Annotated in this window: 20 protein-coding genes and 1 riboswitch; of the genes, 11 read left to right on the forward strand and 9 right to left on the reverse strand. The window is 58.2% G+C overall.

Annotated features, from left to right (window positions below; translation table 11 throughout):
* Positions 1–32 precede the first annotated feature (32 nt).
* Positions 33–1,415 carry an ATP-dependent RNA helicase DbpA gene (dbpA, locus tag HMPREF3138_RS20130; protein WP_038877089.1) on the reverse strand — a complete coding sequence of 461 codons (1,383 nt, stop codon included), beginning with the start codon at positions 1,413–1,415 and terminating at the stop codon, positions 33–35.
* Positions 1,416–1,562: 147 nt separating this feature from the next.
* A complete protein-coding gene (cspC, locus tag HMPREF3138_RS20135; RefSeq protein WP_004927572.1) occupies positions 1,563–1,772 on the reverse strand; it encodes a transcription antiterminator/RNA stability regulator CspE in 210 nt (69 codons plus the stop codon).
* 246 nt (positions 1,773–2,018) lie between these two features.
* Here cspC and purT point away from each other — a divergent pair, with 246 nt between their 5' ends.
* Positions 2,019–3,197 (forward strand): formate-dependent phosphoribosylglycinamide formyltransferase, encoded by a 1,179-nt coding sequence (gene purT / locus HMPREF3138_RS20140; RefSeq protein ID WP_038877086.1) that lies wholly within the window; start codon positions 2,019–2,021, stop codon positions 3,195–3,197.
* Between the two features lie 34 nt (positions 3,198–3,231).
* On the opposite strand, the gene HMPREF3138_RS20145 is transcribed toward purT, so the two are convergent.
* Both HMPREF3138_RS20145 and HMPREF3138_RS20150 read right to left on the reverse strand, forming a co-directional pair.
* Positions 3,232–3,477, reverse strand: coding sequence for a YoaH family protein (locus HMPREF3138_RS20145; protein ID WP_038877085.1), 246 nt, complete (start codon positions 3,475–3,477; stop codon positions 3,232–3,234).
* A gap of 70 nt (positions 3,478–3,547) precedes the next feature.
* On the reverse strand, positions 3,548–4,549 hold the full coding sequence (locus HMPREF3138_RS20150) for a glycosyltransferase (RefSeq protein WP_038877083.1): 1,002 nt from the start codon (positions 4,547–4,549) through the stop codon (positions 3,548–3,550).
* Between the two features lie 530 nt (positions 4,550–5,079).
* Between HMPREF3138_RS20150 and pabB the strand changes: the two genes are divergently transcribed.
* From pabB to HMPREF3138_RS20170, 4 genes are all read left to right on the forward strand, one after another.
* The gene (gene pabB, locus HMPREF3138_RS20155) at positions 5,080–6,453 is read left to right on the forward strand and encodes an aminodeoxychorismate synthase component 1 (protein WP_038877346.1); all 1,374 of its coding nucleotides are present in this window, start codon (positions 5,080–5,082) and stop codon (positions 6,451–6,453) included.
* On the forward strand, positions 6,450–7,028 hold the full coding sequence (locus HMPREF3138_RS20160) for a CoA pyrophosphatase (protein ID WP_038877080.1): 579 nt from the start codon (positions 6,450–6,452) through the stop codon (positions 7,026–7,028). Before pabB ends, HMPREF3138_RS20160 begins: the two co-directional genes overlap by 4 nt.
* A 445-nt stretch (positions 7,029–7,473) precedes the next feature.
* Positions 7,474–8,838, forward strand: a complete 1,365-nt coding sequence (gene sdaA / locus HMPREF3138_RS20165; protein WP_038882658.1) for an L-serine ammonia-lyase — start codon at positions 7,474–7,476, stop codon at positions 8,836–8,838.
* A 268-nt stretch (positions 8,839–9,106) separates the two neighbouring features.
* Complete coding sequence (locus HMPREF3138_RS20170; protein ID WP_038877075.1) at positions 9,107–10,693, forward strand: EAL domain-containing protein; 1,587 nt, start codon at positions 9,107–9,109, stop codon at positions 10,691–10,693.
* A 16-nt stretch (positions 10,694–10,709) separates the two neighbouring features.
* Here the strand turns inward: HMPREF3138_RS20170 and HMPREF3138_RS20175 are convergent, their stop codons facing one another.
* A complete protein-coding gene (locus HMPREF3138_RS20175; RefSeq protein WP_038877073.1) occupies positions 10,710–12,254 on the reverse strand; it encodes a TerC family protein in 1,545 nt (514 codons plus the stop codon).
* 562 nt (positions 12,255–12,816) lie between these two features.
* Between HMPREF3138_RS20175 and manX the strand changes: the two genes are divergently transcribed.
* The 5 genes from manX to mntP all read left to right on the forward strand — a co-directional run bounded on the left by manX (position 12,817) and on the right by mntP (position 16,984).
* A complete protein-coding gene (manX, locus tag HMPREF3138_RS20180) occupies positions 12,817–13,776 on the forward strand; it encodes a PTS mannose transporter subunit IIAB (protein WP_033654424.1) in 960 nt (319 codons plus the stop codon).
* A 54-nt stretch (positions 13,777–13,830) separates the two neighbouring features.
* Positions 13,831–14,631, forward strand: coding sequence for a PTS mannose/fructose/sorbose transporter subunit IIC (locus tag HMPREF3138_RS20185; RefSeq protein WP_033634888.1), 801 nt, complete (start codon positions 13,831–13,833; stop codon positions 14,629–14,631).
* A 15-nt stretch (positions 14,632–14,646) separates the two neighbouring features.
* The gene (locus HMPREF3138_RS20190) at positions 14,647–15,489 is read left to right on the forward strand and encodes a PTS mannose transporter subunit IID (protein ID WP_033634889.1); all 843 of its coding nucleotides are present in this window, start codon (positions 14,647–14,649) and stop codon (positions 15,487–15,489) included.
* A gap of 54 nt (positions 15,490–15,543) precedes the next feature.
* Positions 15,544–16,002 (forward strand): DUF986 family protein, encoded by a 459-nt coding sequence (locus tag HMPREF3138_RS20195; RefSeq protein ID WP_038877069.1) that lies wholly within the window; start codon positions 15,544–15,546, stop codon positions 16,000–16,002.
* Between the two features lie 218 nt (positions 16,003–16,220).
* A riboswitch (yybP-ykoY riboswitch) is annotated at positions 16,221–16,407 on the forward strand.
* A 7-nt stretch (positions 16,408–16,414) separates the two neighbouring features.
* A complete protein-coding gene (gene mntP, locus HMPREF3138_RS20200; protein ID WP_004927615.1) occupies positions 16,415–16,984 on the forward strand; it encodes a manganese efflux pump MntP in 570 nt (189 codons plus the stop codon).
* 63 nt (positions 16,985–17,047) lie between these two features.
* Here the strand turns inward: mntP and rlmA are convergent, their stop codons facing one another.
* Complete coding sequence (gene rlmA / locus HMPREF3138_RS20205) at positions 17,048–17,866, reverse strand: 23S rRNA (guanine(745)-N(1))-methyltransferase (RefSeq protein ID WP_038877067.1); 819 nt, start codon at positions 17,864–17,866, stop codon at positions 17,048–17,050.
* A gap of 161 nt (positions 17,867–18,027) precedes the next feature.
* On the opposite strand from rlmA, the gene pgeF reads away from it, so the two are divergent.
* A complete protein-coding gene (gene pgeF, locus HMPREF3138_RS20210) occupies positions 18,028–18,744 on the forward strand; it encodes a peptidoglycan editing factor PgeF (RefSeq protein ID WP_038877065.1) in 717 nt (238 codons plus the stop codon).
* A gap of 52 nt (positions 18,745–18,796) precedes the next feature.
* On the opposite strand, the gene cspE is transcribed toward pgeF, so the two are convergent.
* The 3 genes from cspE to HMPREF3138_RS20220 form a co-directional block, all read right to left on the reverse strand.
* Positions 18,797–19,006, reverse strand: coding sequence for a transcription antiterminator/RNA stability regulator CspE (cspE, locus tag HMPREF3138_RS20215; protein WP_002221949.1), 210 nt, complete (start codon positions 19,004–19,006; stop codon positions 18,797–18,799).
* Between the two features lie 41 nt (positions 19,007–19,047).
* Entirely contained in the window at positions 19,048–19,164 is a 117-nt protein-coding gene (locus tag HMPREF3138_RS25820) for a DUF2627 domain-containing protein (protein WP_002211058.1), read from the reverse strand.
* A gap of 681 nt (positions 19,165–19,845) precedes the next feature.
* Positions 19,846–20,880 (reverse strand): MBL fold metallo-hydrolase, encoded by a 1,035-nt coding sequence (locus tag HMPREF3138_RS20220; RefSeq protein ID WP_038877061.1) that lies wholly within the window; start codon positions 20,878–20,880, stop codon positions 19,846–19,848.
* Positions 20,881–20,949 lie beyond the last annotated feature (69 nt).

Raw genomic sequence — 20,949 nt, forward strand, 5'->3', positions numbered from 1 at the left:
GGCGGGAAGGCAAACCGCCGCCCGCCGTCGGCTTATTTCAGCAGCCGTACCTTGCAGCTCTTGCCTTTGATTTTGCCCTGCTGCAGCTGCTGCAGCGCCTTGCGCGCGCTGGCTTTACGGATCGCGACGTAGGCATGCACCGGGAACATGTCGATCTTGCCCACTTCCGCCGCCGTCAGCCCGGCATCGCCGGTCAGCGCGCCAAGGATATCGCCTGGGCGGATCTTCGCCTTACGGCCGCCGTCGATGCACAGCGTCACCATCTCCGCCTCCAGCGAACCGTTGGCGGCCCCGCTCAGCTCGGACACCGGCGCCCAGGCAATGGTCATCTGCAGGTAGTCTTCAATCGCGTGCGCCCGCGCCATTTCCTGCGGCGTGCACAGGCTGATCGCCAGCCCGCTCATGCCGGCGCGGCCGGTACGACCGATACGGTGCACATGCACTTCAGGATCGAACGCCAGTTCGTAGTTAACCACCAGCTCCAGCTCTTTGATGTCCAGCCCACGAGCGGCGACGTCGGTCGCTACCAACACCCGGCAACTGCGGTTGGCGAAACGCACCAACACCTGGTCGCGGTCGCGCTGCTCCAGATCGCCATGCAGCGCCAGTGCGCTGATGCCGCGGGCCTCCAGGGCCTCAAGCACCGTTTGGCAATCGCGTTTGGTATTGCAGAACACCACGCAGGACGCGGGTTGATGATAACGAATGGCCGACACCAGCAGCGCCGGGCGCTGATCGCGCGTGGTCTCATAGAAACGTTGTTCGATGGCGGTCTGCGCTTCGTCATCGTCCACTTCGACGCTCAGCGGCTGACGCTGAACGCGCTCGCTGATGCGTTCGATACCCGCCGGGTAGGTAGCGGAAAACAGCAGCGTCTGACGCTGCGGCGGCGTGTAACTGATCACATCGTCGATGTCGTCGGCGAAGCCCATGTCCAGCATACGGTCGGCCTCATCCAGCACCAGCACCTTCAGTTCGTCCAGCAGCAGCGTTTTCTTGCGCAGGTGTTCCTGGATGCGGCCAGGCGTTCCCACCACGATATGCGGCGCGTGCACCAGCGAATCGAGCTGTGGCCCCATCGGTTGGCCGCCGCACAGCGTCAGGATTTTGACGTTCTGCGTGAAGCGCGCCAAGCGGCGCAGTTCTTTGCTCACCTGATCGGCCAGCTCGCGGGTGGGACAGAGCACCAGCGCCTGCGTGGCAACCTGAGCAACGACGATGTTATTCAGCAAACCAATGCCGAACGCCGCCGTTTTACCGCTACCGGTTTTCGCCTTGGCGCGCACGTCTCGCCCTTGCAGGATGGCGGGCAACGCGGCGGCCTGTACCGGCGTCATTTTGGCGTACCCCAGTTCGTTGAGGTTGGCCAACTGTTCGGCTGGCAGAGGCAGGGAAGAAAAAGAAACTGTGCTCACGGCGATAACTCTTATATGACGAATGGAATGGCGGCGCGCCCGCAGGTTGGCGCCGAATCAGCGGTAAATGATAACAGAGATGGGCGGCGTTACGGGCAGCGGGCATAAAAAAACCCGCCGGCGGCGGGTTTCTTGGCGGCTCAGTCGTTAAATAGCAACGACGTTGGCTGCGGCTGGGCCACGTTGGCTGTCCTGGATGGAGAACTCAACCTGCTGGCCTTCAGCCAGGGTCTTGAAACCATCGCTGACGATAGCGGAAAAATGAACGAAAACGTCTTTAGAGCCGTCGGCAGGCGTGATGAAGCCGAAACCTTTGCTTTCGTTGAACCATTTAACGTGACCAGTGATCTTGCTCATTTGTGTTTCCTTTACTTGATAAACCTGCCTTGACGGCACGAGACGCGAAAACCTTGCTATATGTAGGCCTTCTTTCGCCGTCGCTTATTAACGCACAATCGCCCATGCAGGGCAAATATTTCTGCTTGTTATAAAAACAGTCAGTTAGCAACAAACTTGGCGCGGCGGCTGCGCACGCAATCGTTTTCGTATATACTGCCCGCCGATCATCAATCCGCTTACTTTCACCGATCCAGGTACGAAACTATGTTAACGATTGGAACCGCCCTGCGCCCTTCCGCCACCCGCGTTATGTTGCTCGGCTCCGGGGAGCTGGGTAAAGAAGTCGCCATTGAATGCCAGCGCCTCGGTCTGGAAGTGATCGCCGTCGATCGCTATCCCGACGCCCCCGCCATGCATGTGGCGCACCGCAGCCACGTCATCAATATGCTGGACGGTGACGCACTGAAAGCCGTTATCGAACAAGAGCGGCCGGACTATATCGTTCCCGAAATCGAAGCGATCGCCACCGCCATGCTGGTCGAACTTGAACGCCAGGGCCACCGCGTAGTGCCCTGCGCCGAAGCCACCCGCCTGACGATGAACCGTGAAGGCATCCGCCGCCTGGTGGCGGAAGAGCTTGGCCTGCCCACCTCCAGCTATCGCTTTGCCGACAGCGAGGCGACTTTCCGGCAGGCGGTCGAACACATCGGCTATCCGTGCATCGTCAAACCGGTGATGAGCTCTTCCGGCAAGGGGCAAAGCCTGATCCGCACGCCTGAGCAACTGCAAAGCGCCTGGGATTACGCCCAACAGGGCGGCCGCGCCGGCGGCGGCCGGGTGATCGTCGAAGGGCTGGTAAGATTCGATTTTGAAATTACGCTGCTGACCATCAGCGCCGTGGACGGCGTGCATTTCTGCGAGCCGATCGGCCATCGTCAGGAGGATGGGGACTATCGCGAATCCTGGCAGCCGCAACTGATGTCGGCGACGGCGCTGAGTCGGGCCCAGGCTATCGCGGAGAAAGTGGTGAAAGCCCTGGGCGGTTTCGGGCTGTTCGGCGTGGAGCTGTTCGTCTGTGGCGACGAAGTGATCTTCAGCGAGGTGTCACCGCGCCCGCACGATACCGGCATGGTCACGTTGATTTCACAGGATCTGTCTGAGTTCGCCCTGCACGTTCGCGCTTTTCTCGGGTTGCCGATCGGCGCCATTCGCCAGTTCGGCCCTTCCGCTTCGGCAGTGATCCTGCCTCAGCTCACCAGCAGCGATGTGCGTTTCAGCGGATTGGAAAATGCGCTACGCGGGCACAACCAGCTGCGCCTGTTCGGCAAACCGGAGATCGCCGGGCAACGTCGTCTTGGCGTAGCGCTGGCGACGGCGAGCACGACGGAACAGGCGGTGGAGCTGGCGAAACAAGCCGCTGCCGCCGTGGCGGTCAACGGCTGAAACTGACGGGGCCGCTTACGCGGCCCCGATAACATCAATAGTCTTCGTCTTCTTCAGCATCGTCATCCCGCGACGCCCCCGGTGCGGCATCATGCTGCTCGTCTTCATCATCGTCATCGAACAGTACCGCAACCTGAGCGCCCTGATGCTTCTCACGAATTTCCTGCGCAACGCGAGCAATGGCTTCACCGCTGCTCATGCCCTGCTCCATCAGTTGATGGATGCGATCCGCCGCTTCCTGCTGCTCCGCGTGACTCAGTAATGGCATACCTGCATGCATGTGTCGTTCTCTCCGGCAAAAGGGAGAAGGAGTATACGCGCTAACGCGACGGATCCCAACGTCTTGTGCCTCAGGCCACTTGCGAACAGCCGTTATCGCTGCGCCACTGCTTCAGGCGATGCCGCCACAGCATGACATGCCACCCCTGCTTCACGCCGCGCGCGTTGGCGAACATCGCTCTGTCGATGCCACGCTGATAAAACTCTTCGGTAATCTGATTCTGGGCGACCGGATCCGGCTCACGGCGAATGCTGTGGCAAATGCCCAACGCTTCACGGGTGATTTGCCAATGGAAAGCCGGACGAATGGCAATAGTGCCTGCATAGCGCAGATTGAGCCGCTCCAGCATTTCGACGATTTTCATATAGTGCCGTTGATAATCCACGTTCGCTTTGCCGGTGCGGCGGCGGTTGCTGATCGACTTGTCGTGTACCCGTTGACGATACAGCGGCGTGCTTAAATATTTGACCCGTTGGGCATTAAACATGACCTCGGTCGTCCAGGGAATATCCTGATGATGTAACCCTGGTTCAAAATAGAGCTGATGCTGGCGGATAAAATCGAGACGATATATCGCCAACCACACAACGTGAATAAATTTTCGCGATTTCAGTGCACGTTCGAACCACTGTACGCCGGTGACAACATCAGTGGTCTGTAAACGCTCTTGGGGAAAAATCGGCTGCAATTCGTCTGCGCTGGCGAAATAGCGCTCGCCATTGCATTGCATCACGTCTAATTGATATTTCTCCGCCTGCTCCAACAGCGTGGAATACATGTCCGGTGCCAACAGATCGTCGGCATCAGGAAACGCTACGTATTTACCCTGGGCAATGGCGAGGCCGGCATTACGCGCGTTGGAAACGCCGGCGTTGGCCTGATCGATGACACGAATATGCGGATGCGCCGCCGCGTAACGGTGCGCGGTCTCTCCTGAACCGTCGGTAGAACCATCGTTGACGATGATCACCTCCAGGCGTTGTTCGCGTTGGGCCAGCAACGAAGCCAGGAAAGGTTCTAATAATTCTCCCACATTGTGCATCGGGACGATGACGCTCAGCATTAATGACATAGGCAGCTCTTCAATGATAATGTAACAAAATAATAATTTTATTTTTTTGAAAAAATATCAGTCTATTCAGCATCAGTTCGGAGGAATATGACTGAAGCACTCAGATTTCAGCAGCGAGCCAAATAAGATTTATCTTGTTTTGTCTTTTCATGCTTTCAGCAAGAAAAGCGGCGTCGAACCAACATCAATTTCTCAGAATGACCAGCGTGACAAAACACAGGCAAAACTTTTCCGCATCACCCAGTTAATAACCATGGGTAACAATAAATTGATGAAATTAACGAAGCGTTTTTGTATTTCTCGGGCCTTGTTCTCTCGATAAATGAGGCTTCCCGTTTATTTGACGTTAAATTTTTAACATACCGAGGTATAATGAATGGCGCAAAAAATGCCTTATTTCAGGTTTATTGAACTGCCGTTTATGTGAACTGTGCTGCATGCCTCGCATGGCAAAACATGCATGCCGTAGCCGTCTATGGCACACTAACGGCCAGACATTGCCGTCTTCACAGCCAGGTTTTTTGACGTTCATGAGCGTAACCGCCCCAAACATAAAGTCTTTGCCCTATAGCCGCAGTGCCCTGATGACGCTTTTCGCCCCGCTTTCAGCACAGCCCTGGGCGATGTTGCTGCATTCGGGCTTTGCCGATCACTCGCATAACCGCTTCGATATTCTGGTCGCACAGCCGCGCGTTACGCTCACCACGCGTGGCCCCGACACGGTAATTGAAAGTGACGGCGTAACTACTCAGTCGAAGGAAGATCCGTTTTCCCTGCTGCAGCAGCAGCTGGCGGCGCAAGGTTGGCAGCCGGCCTTTAACCCGGATCTGCCGTTTCAGGGCGGTGCCCTGGGGCTGTTCGGCTACGATCTTGGGCGCCGGGTGGAAACCTTGCCGCAGTTGGCCGAAGCCGACCTTGCGTTGCCGGACATGGCGGTGGGCATTTATGACTGGGCAGCGATCGCCGACCACCAATTGCAAACCCTGACGCTGCTCAGCTATGGCGATGTGGAGCAGCGCTGGCGCTGGCTCACTCGCCAAACCGCACCGGCGGAGCGCCCTTTCGCGCTGCTGAGCGGCTGGCGTGCCAATATGAGCCGACGGCAATACGGCGAGAAGTTCCAACGTATTCAGCACTACCTGCGCAGCGGCGACTGTTACCAAATTAATCTGGCACAGCGGTTCTCCGCCGACTACCAGGGGGATGAATGGCAGGCGTTTTGCCGACTGAGCGCCTGCAACCGCGCGCCGTTCTCGGCCTTCCTGCGGCTGCCGCACAACAGCGTGCTGAGCGTCTCTCCCGAGCGCTTCCTATGGCTGGAGCAACAGCGTATCCAAACCCGCCCGATCAAGGGCACGCTGCCGCGGCTGGCGGACGCAGAACAAGACGCCGCACAGGCTCGCCGTTTGGCCGATTCGCCCAAGGATCGCGCTGAAAATCTGATGATCGTCGATCTGTTGCGCAACGATATCGGCCGCGTCGCCCAGCCCGGCAGCGTAAGGGTGCCGGAACTGTTCGTCGTGGAGCCGTTCCCGGCGGTACATCACCTGGTGAGCACCATTACCGCCACCCTGCCGGAGCAGGCCTCGGCCACCGAGCTGCTGCGCGCCTGCTTCCCCGGCGGTTCGATCACCGGCGCGCCCAAGGTGCGAGCGATGGAAATCATCGAAGAGCTGGAGCCGCAGCGTCGCAACGCCTATTGCGGCAGCATCGGTTACCTGAGCGCCTGCGGCACCATGGACACCAACATCACCATCCGCACGCTCGTCACGGAAAACGGCCGCATCCACTGCTCCGCCGGCGGCGGCATCGTGGCAGACAGCCAGGAACAGGCGGAATACCAGGAAACCTTCGACAAGGTTGGCCGTATTCTGCCGCAGCTTGGGGAGTGCGCCCTGTCGTGATCCCATCGAATTCGCCGACCTCACTGCACGCCTTTATCAGCCGTTTTCAACTGCAGCTGCCGCAGGCGGCGCAGATCTCGCACAACGTGCGCCCGGCGGCGGTGCTGATCCCGATCGTTTGCCGCGCCGAGCCGACCCTGCTGTTGACCCGCCGTGCTGATTCGCTGCGCAAACATGCCGGTCAGGTAGCCTTCCCCGGCGGGAAAACCGATGCCGAAGACGGGTCGGCGATCGTCACAGCGTTGCGAGAAGCGCAGGAAGAAGTGGCGATACCGCCGAACGCGGTGACCGTACTCGGCCAAATGGCGCCGCTCGACAGCAGCACCGGATTTCAGGTCACGCCCATCGTCGGCCTCATCCCGCCGGACGTGCAGTTCCACGCCAACGAGGGCGAAGTGGCGGACGTGTTCGAGATGCCCCTGCGGGAAGCGCTGACCCTGTCGCGTTACTACCCGCTGGATATCCATCGCGCCGGCCACACGCACCGCATTTACCTCTCCTGGTATCACAGCCAGTTTATCTGGGGGCTGACCGCCGCCATTATTCGCCGCCTGGCGCAGCAGGTCAGTATTTGACCCGCATTGCGTGATCTGACTCGCAATCTGGCATGGCCGTCGACGTCCGCTGCAGGTAAAGCGATCGAAATCACTTCATTTGATCGCTTTTTCAACTACCGTTCCGGTTGAATAGTTTTAAAAAAACTGTAAACCCTCTCTTAAACCTTACGAAATACCTGTAAAATACCACCGTCCGAGATAAACCACTGTAAAAACAGGGATTAAGCCGGCGGCGTTCAGCACGGAAAGCGGGCGCGATTACCGTTAATGGAGCTTGGGCGAAAGCGGATACCCCGCTTAAGGGTTCGCCCCGGGTAATCAGCAAAAAAGCGACACCACGGATTATTTAATTTCATGCGAAAAAGGCAGCCGAACCCGCACGGCCCTTTTACAATATCGCTGTTCCCTGCGCGGTTTTTAACCGCCGCAGCCATAACAATACGTCTCTTTAAGGAGTTTTAGCGTGATTAGCGTTTTCGACATGTTTAAGATCGGCATCGGCCCGTCCAGCTCTCATACGGTTGGACCGATGAAAGCCGGCAAACAGTTTGTCGACGATCTGGTAAATAAAGGCCTGATGCCTTCTATCACGCGTGTTGCCGTAGACGTTTACGGCTCACTCTCATTGACCGGTAAAGGTCACCATACCGATATCGCCATCATTCTCGGCCTGGCCGGCAATATGCCGGACACCGTCGATATCGATAGCATTCCGGGTTTTATTCGCGATGTAGAACAACGTCAACGCCTGATGCTGGCCAACGGCCTGCATGAAGTCGATTTCCCGCGCGACGGCGGCATGGTCTTCCGCAGCGACAACCTGCCGCTGCACGAAAACGGCATGCAGGTCCACGCCTTCGCCGGCGATAAAGAAGTGTACAGCAAGACCTACTACTCCATCGGCGGCGGCTTCATCGTCGATGAAGAGAACTTCGGCAAGGCCGCCGAGCAAGAGCTGCAAATGCCTTATCCGTTCAACTCCGCGCGCGAAATGCTCGACCACTGCCGCGAGACCGGCCTGTCGCTCTCCGGCATGGTGATGCAGAACGAGCTGGCGCTGCACAGCAAGCAAGATATCGACACCTACTTCGGTAACGTCTGGCAAACCATGCGCGCCTGTATCGATCGCGGTCTGAATACCGAAGGCGTGCTGCCGGGGCCGCTGCGCGTGCCGCGCCGTGCCTCCGCGCTGCGCCGCATGCTGGTGGCGTCGGACAAACTGTCCAACGATCCGATGAACGTGATCGACTGGGTCAACATGTTCGCGCTGGCGGTGAACGAAGAAAACGCCGCCGGCGGCCGCGTGGTCACCGCGCCGACCAACGGCGCCTGCGGCATCGTGCCTGCGGTGCTGGCTTACTACGATCACTTCATCGAATCCGTCAGCCCGGATATCTATATCCGCTACTTTATGGCGGCAGGCGCCATCGGCGCGCTGTACAAGATGAACGCTTCCATTTCCGGCGCCGAAGTTGGCTGCCAGGGTGAAGTCGGCGTGGCCTGCTCCATGGCGGCGGCCGGTCTGGCCGAGCTGCTCGGCGGCAGCCCTGAACAGGTGTGCGTGGCGGCGGAGATCGGCATGGAACACAACCTGGGTCTGACCTGCGACCCGGTTGCCGGCCAGGTACAGGTACCGTGCATCGAGCGCAACGCCATCGCTTCGGTCAAGGCGATCAACGCCGCCCGCATGGCACTGCGCCGCACCAGCGAGCCGCGCGTTTCGCTGGATAAGGTGATCGAGACCATGTACGAAACCGGCAAAGACATGAACGCCAAGTACCGCGAAACGTCACGCGGCGGCCTGGCGATCAAGGTGCAATGCGACTGACAGACAACCCCGCCGCCCGGCGGGGTTTTTTATGAGTAATCAATTCATTGGCCGCTTTTAGTGACAATGTCACCAGAAAATATCCTGCATTTTTCTCATCGATCGGGCGGTTAGCCTGCAAATTGGCCTTCTGTTTTACCATACTGAAATAATTTACTGAGTTACCATCAATCTTGTATAACCTCAGGCTAGAATTAGCCGAGCGCAACTTAAGGATCTATGGCCTGACTGTGACTCGGAGCTGGATTACCGAACAAGGATTTACCGGATGTTGATGACCCACCTCGCCGCGTCCCGATATCGTTACTACCGTTGGCTGCTGGCCGGAGCGGTGGGCGTGGCTATTCTGTTGGTATCGCTGTATACCCGTTACTATCAAGAGGTCAAAAGCATCGAGCAGAGCCAGCAGACGTTGGCTACCCGCACCGTCGGCAAGATCAACCAATTGCTGACGCCGGCGCAGATGCAGGCGGAACGCAGTATGGACATGCTGGACCAACCCTGCGAAAACGTTTCATCGACCCTGCGCTTTCGCGCCGCGCAAAATCAGGCGCTACGCGCCATGTTGCTGGTGAAAAACGGTGTTATTTACTGCTCCAGCCTGTTTGGCGCCCGTCATTATCAGCTGGCCGCGGTGATGCCCACCTTCGTCGACAGCAACGCCAGGCTGGCGCTGCGCCCCTCTCTGGCGGTCAGCAAAGGCCTGCCCACGCTGGTGATGTGGACGCCATCCCCCCGCGATAAAACCAGCGGCGTGCTGCACGTATTCAATATCGAGCTGCTGTCCAACTTTTTACTCGAACCGCAAGAGCCTTACGTTCAGCGAGTGGTCCTGAACGTGGACGACAGCAGCCTGGAATATGGCCGCCGCGAAATCCTGAGCCGCGACACCCTGACCAACGATCTGCGCTACACCGCCGGCTCCGCGCTGTACCCGTTCTCGATTTCACTGTTCGGTCCACAGATCGGCATGCTGGCGCTGTCCGCATTGCCGCGCCATATCCCGCTGGCGCTGTTGATCAGCCTGCTGGCAGCCTATGTGGTCTATCTGCTCACCGCCAACCGCATGAGCCTGTCTTACCACATCGGCCATGCCATCACTCATCGGGAGTTCCGCGTCTACTGTCAGCCTATCATCCACAGCGACACCGGGCGCTGCGCCGGCGTCGAGATGCTGCTGCGTTGGAAAAAGAAGCGACAAGGATGGATCTCGCCTGACGTGTTTATTCCGTTGGCCGAGCAGCATGAGCTCATCATTCCGCTCACTCGCTATCTGATGAACACCGTGACGGAAAATCTGCAGCTGTTCCCGCCACGACCGTCTTTCTACATCAGCATCAACGTCGCCGCCGAGCATTTTAAAACGCTCAACATCATCGACGATATCCGCCAGATTTGGCTGCCGGCGCACCCGATGCCCTCATTGATGCTGGAGCTGACCGAACGCACCGCGCTGTCGGCGATCCAGTATGACCAGATCCGCACGCTGAAAGACATGGGGATCATGCTGGCCATCGACGATTTCGGCACCGGCCACAGCTCGCTGAGCTACCTGAAGAACCTCAGCCCGGACGTCTTGAAGATCGATCGCGGGTTTACCGCCGCCATCGGCACCGACGCGGTCAACGCTACGGTGACCGACACCATCATTACGCTGGCGCAGCGCCTGAAGCTGAAACTGGTGGCAGAGGGGGTGGAAACGGAGGAACAGGCCGACTATCTGCGCTCACGCGAGGTCAATGCCCTGCAGGGGTATTATTTCGCCAAGCCGATGCCGATTCATGTTTTCCCGCTGTGGCTGCAGCAGTACGAATCGCGCGTCAGGAAAGCGGAAGAGGATCCGCCGGAGGCCTGAGCCCCCGGCGGGAGGGTTACGCGTGCGCCGTCTCGTCCAGGGCGACGCGGGTAACGCGCACCAGTTCGATACGGTATTCGGATACCTCAACGATATCGAAACGCAGGTGGTTCAGCTCGATGGTATCTCCCACCACCGGCATCTGCCCGTAGTGGGCCAACAGCAGCCCCGCCAGGGTGGCGTAATCGGCGGTGGGGCTAACCAGGTCATCGCAGGCCAGCGCCTGTTCCAGCGAGTGCAGATCGGTTCCGCCCTTCACCAGCCAGCCGTCGCCTTCCGCCACGATGTCCGGCGTTTCGTCCTCGTCCGGGAATTCACCGGCAATCGCTTCCAGCACGTCCAGCGGCGTCACCAGCCCCTGCACGACGCCGAACTCATTGGTGACCACCACCAAACGCCCTTTGGCGCGACGCAGCACCGCCAGCAGCTTGATGACGTCCATGGTTTCCGGCACCACGATCGGCGGCGTGCGGGCGGCGAACTCGGCGATGTCTTCACCTTGCTCCAACGCCACCAGCAGATCCTTGGCGCGTACCACGCCGACGATCTCATCCACCGAATCACGACACACCGGGAACAGGCTGTGCGGCGTATCCAGCAGCTGTGCGCGTACCTCCTCGCGGGAGCGCTCGCAGTCGACCCAGGAAATGTCGGTGCGCGGCGTCATCACGCTGCGCAATGAACGCGAGGCCAGCGTCAACACGCCGCTGATCATATAGCGCTCTTCCGCCGCAAAGGTTTCATCCCTCGGCAAGGCGACCGCATCGTCCGTCTGCGGTGTACGCTGCTGCCCCATCAGGCGCATGATCGCTTCCGCGGTGCGCTCGCGCATCGGGCGACGCGCTTGATGCTTGATGAAGTTGCGACGCGCGATCTGGTTGAACAATTCAATCAGGATCGAGAAGCCGATAGCGGCATACAGGTAGCCTTTAGGAATGTGCAAACCGAAGCCTTCGGCGATCAGGCTAAGGCCAATCATCAACAGGAAGCTCAGGCACAGCACCACGATGGTCGGGTGCGCGTTGACGAAGTTGGTCAACGGCTTCGACGCCAACAGCATCACCGCCATCGCGATCACCACCGCCGCCATCATCACCGGCAGATCGTTCACCATACCCACGGCGGTAATCACCGCATCGAGCGAAAACACCGCGTCAAGAATCACGATCTGCACCACCACCGCCCAGAACTTGGCGTAACCGCGGTTGGCGCCGTCCTGGTGCGTCTGCCCCTCCAGCCGTTCGTGCAGCTCCATGGTAGCCTTGAACAGCAGGAACACCCCGCCGAACAGCAGGATCAAATCGCGGCCGGAGAAGCTGAAATCGCCGACGCTGAACAGCGGCGTGGTCAGGGTTACCATCCAGGAGATCACCGACAGCAGGCCCAAACGCATCAGCAACGCCAGCGACAGGCCAATGATGCGCGCCTTATCGCGCTGCTTCGGCGGCAGCTTGTCGGCCAAAATGGCGATGAACACCAGGTTGTCGATGCCCAGCACGATTTCCAGCACCACCAGCGTAAGCAACCCCGCCCAAATAGAGGGGTCCATTAAAAATTCCATATCAGACTCCAGAGAAAAGTGGGAATGAGCGCACGCAGCTCAGACGTGACGATGCCGCCGCTGCATGGGCGCAGTCGACAATAGCAAAGTGACGGGATGGGGTTACCGGGAGATGGCCGAAGGGCCGAACAGCATATGCAACGCCAGCAGGTGGCGGGTGAAACCTGGTAAAACAGTAACTTCGGTGACAGTCCATAGGGAGGGCTGAGGCCCTTCACTCCTTAGTGATGAAAGAGGAAATTACTGTATCAGGATTTTTCTGGGGGACAAAGCGGCTTTTTCAACGGCGGTTTAGCATGGCGCCACGCCGTATCATCTGCGACAGCTAAGATTTCTCCGAGCATTCAATAACGGAGCAACGTCACAAAAAATATTTTTTCACTCACTAAAATAAATGTCGCGTTCGTGAAGCATCACGCACAGGCATTTGAAACTGCGTGAGAAATGTTAGGCGTGCGTTTCTTTTTTTCTACCATAATGTATCTGAACCGCGGAAGTGACTGCCAAGACGGCGCGGAGAAACGACACAAACCGCGCCTGGAGTTCAACGAGGAGGTAGCGAGTGGCAATAGCTATTATCATCGGCACACACGGGGCTGCAGCGGAACAACTGCTGAAAACGGCGGAGATGCTATTGGGCGAGCAGGACAACGTCGCCTTTATAGACTTCGTTCCCGGTGAGAATGCCGAAACGTTAATCGTCAAGTACAACGAAAAAATCAGTGGGTTGGATACCAGCGGCGGCGTGCTGTTCCTGGTGGATACCTGGGGCGGCAGCCCGTTCAACGCCGCCAGCCGCATTGCGGTCGACAAAGAAAACTATGAGGTCGTCACCGGGGTCAACATTCCGATGCTGGTGGAAACCTTCATGGCGCGGGACGACAACCCCGCCTTCGATGAACTGGTGGCGCTGGCGTTGGAAACCGGCCGTGAAGGCGTGAAAGCGCTGAAAAAACCGCAGGAAGAACCCGCAAAACCCGCAGCACCCGTCGCCAAAGCCGCTGCCCCTCAGGCGCCGCTGGGGCCGAACGACCACATGAAAATCGGCCTGGCGCGCATCGATGACCGTTTGATTCACGGCCAGGTCGCCACTCGCTGGACCAAAGAAACCAACGTCAGCCGCATTATCGTCGTCAGCGATGAAGTCGCCGCCGACCATGTGCGCAAAACCCTGCTGACCCAGGTCGCCCCGCCGGGGGTCACCGCTCACGTGGTGGACGTGGCGAAGGCGATCCGCGTCTGGAACAACCCGAAGTACGCCAACGACCGCGTAATGCTGCTGTTTACCAACCCGACCGACGTCTTGCGCCTGGTGGAAGGCGGCGTGGATATTCAATCCGTCAATATCGGCGGCATGGCGTTCCGTCAGGGGAAAACCCAGGTGAACAACGCCGTTTCCGTCGATGAAAAAGATATCGAAGCGTTTAAGAAACTGAACGATCGCGGTATCGAGCTGGAAGTGCGTAAGGTCTCGTCCGACAGCCGGCTAAAAATGATGGACCTGATTAACAAACTCAATTAGTGGCGCCAGCCGCTGATTATTTACTCAGAGCTTTTTGGTCATAGGAGAAGTGCAATGGAGATCACCACTCTTCAGATTGTGCTGATATTTATCGTTGCCTGTATCGCCGGGATGGGTTCCGTCCTCGACGAGTTCCAATTTCACCGTCCGCTGGTCGCCTGTACTCTGATCGGCTTCATTCTCGGCGATATGAAAACCGGCATCATCATCGGCGGTACGCTGGAAATGATCGCCCTGGGCTGGATGAACATCGGTGCGGCAGTCGCGCCGGATGCCGCCCTGGCCTCCATCATCTCGACCATTCTGGTCATCGCCGGTGGGCAAAGCGTCGGTGCCGGTATCGCCCTGGCCATTCCGCTGGCGGCGGCCGGCCAGGTGTTGACCATCATCGTACGTACCCTCACCGTGGCCTTCCAGCACGCGGCGGACAGCGCGGCGGAGCGCGGCAGCCTGCGGGCCATCACCTGGATCCACATCGGCGCTCTGCTGCTGCAGGCGATGCGTATCGCCATTCCGGCGGTCATCGTCGCCATCTCGGTTGGCACCGCCGGGGTACACGCCCTGCTCAACTCGATCCCGGAAGTGGTCACCAGCGGCCTGAACATCGCCGGCGGCATGATCGTGGTGGTCGGTTACGCGATGGTGATTAACATGATGCGCGCCGGCTACCTGATGCCGTTCTTCTACCTTGGTTTCGTGACCGCCGCCTTCACCAACTTCAACCTGGTTGCGCTCGGCGTCATCGGCGTGGTGATGGCCGTGCTGTATATCCAGCTCAGCCCGAAATACAACAAGTCTCAGGTTGTCCAGGCCGGCCCGGCTAATGCGAACGATCTTGATAACGAACTCGACTAGGAATAGGTGAGAGAAATGGTTGATACAACTGCTCAAAAGAAACTCACGCCGGCCGATATTCGCGGCGTATTCCTGCGCTCCAACCTGTTCCAGGGGTCGTGGAACTTCGAGCGCATGCAGGCGCTGGGTTTTTGCTTCTCGATGGTACCGGTGATCCGTCGCCTGTATCCGGAAAACAATGACGATCGCAAACAGGCGATCAAGCGCCACCTCGAGTTCTTCAACACCCACCCTTACGTGGCGGCGCCGGTGCTCGGCGTGACCATGGCGATGGAAGAGCAACGCGCCAACGGCGCGCCGATCGACGACGGTGCGATCAACGGCATCAAGGTCGGTCTGATGGGGCCATTGGCGGGCGTCGGTGACCCGATTTTCTGGGGCACCGTGCGGCCGGTGTTCGCCGCGCTCGGCGCCGGCATCGCCATGAGTGGCAGCCTGCTCGGGCCGATCCTGTTCTTCGTGCTGTTCAACCTGGTGCGCCTGCTGACCCGCTATTACGGCGTGGCCTACGGTTACCGTAAAGGGGTGGACATCGTCAACGACATGGGCGGCGGCTTCCTGCAAAAACTGACGGAAGGAGCGTCCATTCTCGGCCTGTTTGTTATGGGCGCCTTGGTCAACAAGTGGACGCACGTGAATATCCCGCTGGTGGTGTCCAAGATCACCGACCAGACCGGGCATACCAACGTCACCACGGTGCAGACCATCCTCGACCAGCTGATGCCGGGCCTGGTGCCGCTGCTGCTGACTTTCGCCTGTATGTGGCTGCTGCGCAAAAAAGTCAATGCGCTGTGGATCATCATCGGCTTCTTCGTCATCGGTATCTTTGGCTATTGGATTGGCCTGCTGGGCCTGTAATCGTTCGAATCGGCCGGGGGGCAACCCCCGGCTTTTTTATGTGTGGAGCAAGAGATGTCACTGACCGACGCCGTACTGATGCTGTTTATCGCCCTGCTGTTGCTGTACTCGCTGTATGACGAATTCGGCATGGACCTGCTGAAAGGTAAAACGCGGCTTAAAGTGGCGCTCAAACGCCGTAACCGCCTCGACAGCCTGATTTTCGTCGGCCTGATCGCCATTCTGATTTACCGCAACGTCACCACCAACGGTGCGGTATTAACCACCTATTTGCTTATTTCTTTGGCGCTGCTCGCGATCTATATCTCTTATATTCGCACCCCCAAGATGGTGTTTAAAGCACAGGGTTTTTTCTTCGCGAACGTGTTTGTCGAATATAACCGCATTAAAGCCATGAATTTATCGGAGGACGGCATTCTGGCCGTCGACCTGGAACAGCGCAGACTGTTGGTTCAGGTGAACCACCTGGATGACCTGGAGCGGATTTATCATTTTTTCGTTGATAATCAATAAATAAATAAAAAATCGTTTTATTGCCGCTCAAACCTTGCGCTGCTTGTGGATAATTAATCGGCAGCGCCATTTTCACTCTGACTATTATTTCTGCAACATTGTTACCCACGTCTACATTATATTCCCGCATGAACTTAGATTAATGAAAACGAGTCTCAATTAAGAGCGAGCATGACTCTAGAATAAAGTTGTCGATGGCGGAAATAATATGGTATGGTTGTGCCGTCATTGGGGAGTAGCCGGTTTCTGGAGAATAAAACGCCAGAAACGCCCGTATCAACATACTCGTTTCGCCGTATGAAACGTGGTGCGGGCAGCCAGGTAGGTTGGCGAGACCATAGACACGTAACTCCGTCGTTTGGTTGGGGGTGGGTTACGTGTATATGGAGCCACCCGGCCGAGGCTATTTCACATGAACCTTTCAGCTACACTCATTCTCGCTTTTGGCATGTCCATGGATGCTTTCGCCGCTTCGATCGGCAAAGGTGCCAGCCTGCATCAACCCCGTTTCCGCGAAGCGATCCGTACCGGCCTGATCTTCGGCGTGGTCGAAGCGATCACCCCGCTCATCGGTTGGGCCATCGGTCTGTTCGCCAGCCAATACATCATGGAATGGGACCACTGGGTCGCCTTCTCCCTGCTGTTCATTCTCGGCATGCGCATGATCGTCGAAGGGGTGCGCAACAGGCCCGATGAGGAAGAGAAGGTCAAACGCCACGGCTTCTGGATCTTGGTGGCCACCGCTATCGCCACCAGCCTCGACGCGATGGCTATCGGCGTCGGCCTGGCCTTCCTGCAGGTGAATATCGTGCATACCGCCATGGCCATCGGCTGCGCCACCATGATCATGGCGACGCTGGGCATGATGATTGGCCGCTTTATCGGCCCGCTGCTGGGCAAACGCGCCGAGATCCTCGGCGGCGTGGTGCTGATCGGTATCGGCGTCAACATTCTGCTGGAGCACCTCGGCTACCTGGCCTGAGGCGCTCGCTCTGCAAAAAACCTGCCGCGGCAGGTTTTTTTGTTTCTGGGCCCGGTGCGCCTGTTAAGCGCGGCGTCGGTACAGCGCCAACGCGAAATCCGTTTCGCACACGAACTCGCCGCCAGCCGCCAGCCGCTGCTGCACCTCCGGCGTAGCACGCCAGGCGAACGGTGTCATCTGCAGCAGGTTGGCGGCCTGTGCGCCCGGCAGGGTCATCGTATAGGCCAACGCCTCTTTACGCTCACACTCGAAACCGTCGAACTGTTCGTCCTGCTCGGCATGCAGCTGCACCTGTTGGTAGACCTGCTCTTTCAGCTGGTACAGATGACGCGGGCCCGGCGAGACCGTCACTACCACGCCACCCGGCTTCACCACCCGCGCCAGCTCCTCTGCCTTGCAGGGCGCATAAATGCGCAAGACCGCATCCAGCGCCGCGTCGGCGAACGGCAGGCGGTGGCTGGAGGCGACGCAGAACGAGACCGCAGGATAACGTTTGGCGGCGTAGCGGATCGCTACCTTGGCGACGTCCAGCCCATAGACCGCCATATTGCGCGCCTGTGCCAGCCGTGCGGCCACGGCAGCGGTGTAATACCCTTCCCCACAGCCTATGTCCAACAACGCGCCAGCATCGGCCGCCAGCGCCAAATCCAGCCACTCGGCCACCTGCTGCTGCAGCGGTTGATAATAACCGCCGTCGAGAAACGCGCGCCGTGCCCGCATCATTTCCGCGCTGTCTCCCGGCTGCTTCGATCGTTTGTGCTGCACCGGCAGCAGATTGACGTAGCCTTCTTTGGCTTGATCGAACTGATGATTGCCGGCGCAACGCCAGTGTTGCGATGAAAAATGCAGCGGTTGATGACACAGAGGGCATTGATAAGACATGAATGGGCTTCCAGAAAGACAGGGCGCGGCTAGTCTAAAGAAGGCGTCGTCTCGATGCAAGGCGCATCCCCGCTCGCTTTCGCCGCCAACAACGCCTGGTCAAGCGGGGAAAAAGCTGGCTACACTGAGAGTCTGTTTTCTCACGCAGGTGAAAATAACTTATGAGCGATCGTTCCGCGCTGCTCAATGCGGTGCCCCACATTCAGCACGGCTTTGGCAGCAAACTCGCGCTGCTGCCCGGGCATCTGCTGCCCTACAGCGCCACGCTACCGGAAAAGAAGCAGGTGCACGGCACCCGTATCGTCGACGTGCTGCAACCTGCGCAGGCGTGCGGCGAGGCCGATGGTTTCTATACCCGCCAGCCCGGCATTCTGCTCAGCGTACTGACGGCGGACTGTCTGCCAGTGCTGTTCAGCCGCCGTGACGGGGGCGCCATCGCCGCGGTTCATGCCGGCTGGCGCGGTTTACTGGACGGCATTCTGGAACAGATGGCAGCGCGCATTCGCCAGGATGGCGACACCGCCGATTGGGTGGCCTCTATCGGCCCTGCCGCCGGCCCGTGCTGCTACGAAGTCGATGAAGCGCTGGTGGAAAATTTTAAACAGCGCCTGCCGCTGCCCGCCACGCTGATCAGCCCACATTACCGGCATCTGGATTTGGCCGCGATTGCCGAATACAAGCTGGCGGCGCTCGGCTTCGCCGCCGTTGACCGCGCCGGCAGTTGCACCATCTGCACGCCGGACGTCGACCCACAGCGGCCACAGCGCTTCAAATACACCAGCTATCGCCGCAACAGCCACCGGCGCGCGCAGGATCCGACGCATCCGGGGATCAAAGGCCGCAACCAGTACGCCGGCATCATCATCGCCGCCGGATGACGGAAACGAAAAAGCCCGCTCGAAGGCGGGCTTTTTGTACAGCTGACGCTGATTAGATAGCAGTAACGTTTACTGCAGATGGGCCTTTCTGGCCATCTTGGATTTCGAACTCAACGTTCTGGCCTTCAGCCAGGGTTTTGAAGCCGTTACCCTGGATTGCAGAGAAGTGTACGAACACGTCTTTGCTGCCGTCAGCCGGGGTGATGAAACCGAAACCTTTAGACTCGTTGAACCACTTAACTTGACCTTTGATCTTTGCCATCTTGAGTATTTCCTTTGGATTGTTTAAACCGCCCGAGGGCGTTACATAGACAAACTAGAGTCGTTACTGCTTGAGGCACTAAGATAAGGATCGGCAGAGAAGCGGTATTCAACGCTAACGTCTTTACTCAGAACTTCTTTACTGAAAATGCCACACATATACAGAACTGTACCTCGTTTTACCCAGATGCGTTATCACATACTCTGTATGCGATGGCAAGCCATTTTTAATCACTGAACGACATGTCGCACATATTTGAAACGGTCGAGAGCCACATTTGCTTAAATAGGCCAAAAGATGTTGAAGCATCGGCTATTTTCTGCTTGCCAAACTCGCTGCGCCAGACCCCGCATTCTGATAGCGTTTTAACAAAACTTTCATCGTTTTGACGCATCTCCTTCTCGGCGTTTTCGCTTTTTTGTCGCTTATAGCGTTAAAAAATTTGAATCTTTATGGAATGTCATATGCAACATTTGAATATCGATGAACGGGGGCCAATTTATTCAATGCTCCTCCGCCCCTTTACCGTCGGAAAGCGCATTCACCATCGGCCTTCAGCCCTGTCACCGCACGGCATGCACCAGAGCGTGACGAGAGCCGGCGGCCGCGCTGACACGCCGACCAACGGCTGCATAAGCATGCAACGTCCTGACGCCTCCCCCGCTGGTCGGTGGCTTCATCCTAAATAATCCGAAACCTTAAATCTGAATAACCGGAATAACCTTATGAATAGCGAAAGTGCGGCATTGAATTAAATCCGGAAAATCGGGTGGTTATTTGGATCCCACCCCGCACTTATCAATTTTGCTAATTACTGCCACGCTTTCAAACCGTTGATCTTATTCTTTCCTCTGTACCACCGGGTGGATAGACAACGCTTGCTGCGAGTCCTGCAACGCGATGCGCTCGCCAATCTTCAGCGGATGGAATTGATGCTGTTCCAGCCCCGCCTCGCTCAGCGCCAGGTTCAGTTGCTGCGGCGGTTCGTCCAGCGATTCATCCGCCAGTTCGAATACCCCCCAATGGATGGGAATGGCTCGCGGCTGATTCAGCTCGCGATACAGCGCCACCGACTGCTGCGGGTCCATATGCTGCTCCTGCATGAACCAGCGCGGCGCATAGGCGCCAATGGGCAGCGCCGCCACGTCGAACGGGCCCAGCCGTTGACCAATTTCCGCCAACCGTGCCGAATAGCCGCTGTCGCCGGAAAAATAGAACCGCAGCGCCGGATGATGGATCACCCAACCGCACCACAGCGAGCAATTGCGATCCCACAACGTGCGCATGCTCCAGTGCCGCGCCGGCGTGGCGTAGACCGTCAGCTCACCTAACGACAGGCTCTGCCACCAGTCCAGTTCATGCACCTTCAGCCGATAACGGCGGAACCAATGCTTCAAGCCGAGCGGCACGATAAACTCGGCCTGTGGGAAGCGCCGCGCCAGCTGCCGCACCGTGCGCCTGTCGAGATGGTCATAATGATTATGGGAGATCAGCACCGCATCCACCGCCGGCAATTGCTCCACCGTCAGCGGCGCCGGCGTTCTGCGCTTCGGCCCGTAGAAGCTCAGCGGCGAGGCGCGTTCGGACAACACCGGGTCGATCAGGATATAGCGGCCACCCAGCCGCAACAGCATGGATGCATGCCCCAGCCACCAGATGCTGTCATCGCTGCCGCTGAGATCGGCGGGTTGCCACCAGCGTTCGGTAAATTGCGCGTAGCCCTGCTGCGGCGGCCTGGGCAGCCCCTGCCGCTTGCGCTCATCCTGCCAACGCTGCAGGTCACCCTCCTGGCGCTGCGAGGGTTCCGGGTTGCGAAATCCCTCCGGCGTGTGATGCGCCTTGGCCGCGTCGTAATAACGATTGATTCTCTTCATCCAGCCCCTTCTCCTGTCCGCTGCGCCCCCTGCACGGGCGTGACTTCCAGTGTAACAAACCCGACGAGA

Origin of the sequence: Serratia sp. HMSC15F11, assembly GCF_001808215.1 — a bacterium.
In the GTDB taxonomy this organism is placed as follows: Bacteria; Pseudomonadota; Gammaproteobacteria; order Enterobacterales; family Enterobacteriaceae; genus Serratia; species Serratia nevei.

Excerpts from the sequence above, each read along its gene's own strand:
- HMPREF3138_RS20150 (WP_038877083.1), bottom strand. The coding sequence starts at position 4,549 with ATGTCATTAATGCTGAGCGTCATCGTCCCGATGCACAATGTGGGAGAA.
- pabB (WP_038877346.1), top strand. The coding sequence starts at position 5,080 with ATGAGCGTAACCGCCCCAAACATAAAGTCTTTGCCCTATAGCCGCAGT.
- cspC (WP_004927572.1), bottom strand. The coding sequence starts at position 1,772 with ATGAGCAAGATCACTGGTCACGTTAAATGGTTCAACGAAAGCAAAGGT.
- HMPREF3138_RS20220 (WP_038877061.1), bottom strand. The coding sequence starts at position 20,880 with ATGAAGAGAATCAATCGTTATTACGACGCGGCCAAGGCGCATCACACG.
- purT (WP_038877086.1), top strand. The coding sequence starts at position 2,019 with ATGTTAACGATTGGAACCGCCCTGCGCCCTTCCGCCACCCGCGTTATG.
- HMPREF3138_RS20170 (WP_038877075.1), top strand. The coding sequence starts at position 9,107 with ATGTTGATGACCCACCTCGCCGCGTCCCGATATCGTTACTACCGTTGG.
- rlmA (WP_038877067.1), bottom strand. The coding sequence starts at position 17,866 with ATGTCTTATCAATGCCCTCTGTGTCATCAACCGCTGCATTTTTCATCG.
- cspE (WP_002221949.1), bottom strand. The coding sequence starts at position 19,006 with ATGGCAAAGATCAAAGGTCAAGTTAAGTGGTTCAACGAGTCTAAAGGT.
- HMPREF3138_RS20190 (WP_033634889.1), top strand. The coding sequence starts at position 14,647 with ATGGTTGATACAACTGCTCAAAAGAAACTCACGCCGGCCGATATTCGC.
- HMPREF3138_RS20185 (WP_033634888.1), top strand. The coding sequence starts at position 13,831 with ATGGAGATCACCACTCTTCAGATTGTGCTGATATTTATCGTTGCCTGT.
- HMPREF3138_RS20195 (WP_038877069.1), top strand. The coding sequence starts at position 15,544 with ATGTCACTGACCGACGCCGTACTGATGCTGTTTATCGCCCTGCTGTTG.
- HMPREF3138_RS20145 (WP_038877085.1), bottom strand. The coding sequence starts at position 3,477 with ATGCATGCAGGTATGCCATTACTGAGTCACGCGGAGCAGCAGGAAGCG.
- mntP (WP_004927615.1), top strand. The coding sequence starts at position 16,415 with ATGAACCTTTCAGCTACACTCATTCTCGCTTTTGGCATGTCCATGGAT.
- pgeF (WP_038877065.1), top strand. The coding sequence starts at position 18,028 with ATGAGCGATCGTTCCGCGCTGCTCAATGCGGTGCCCCACATTCAGCAC.
- HMPREF3138_RS20175 (WP_038877073.1), bottom strand. The coding sequence starts at position 12,254 with ATGGAATTTTTAATGGACCCCTCTATTTGGGCGGGGTTGCTTACGCTG.
- HMPREF3138_RS25820 (WP_002211058.1), bottom strand. The coding sequence starts at position 19,164 with ATGTGTGGCATTTTCAGTAAAGAAGTTCTGAGTAAAGACGTTAGCGTT.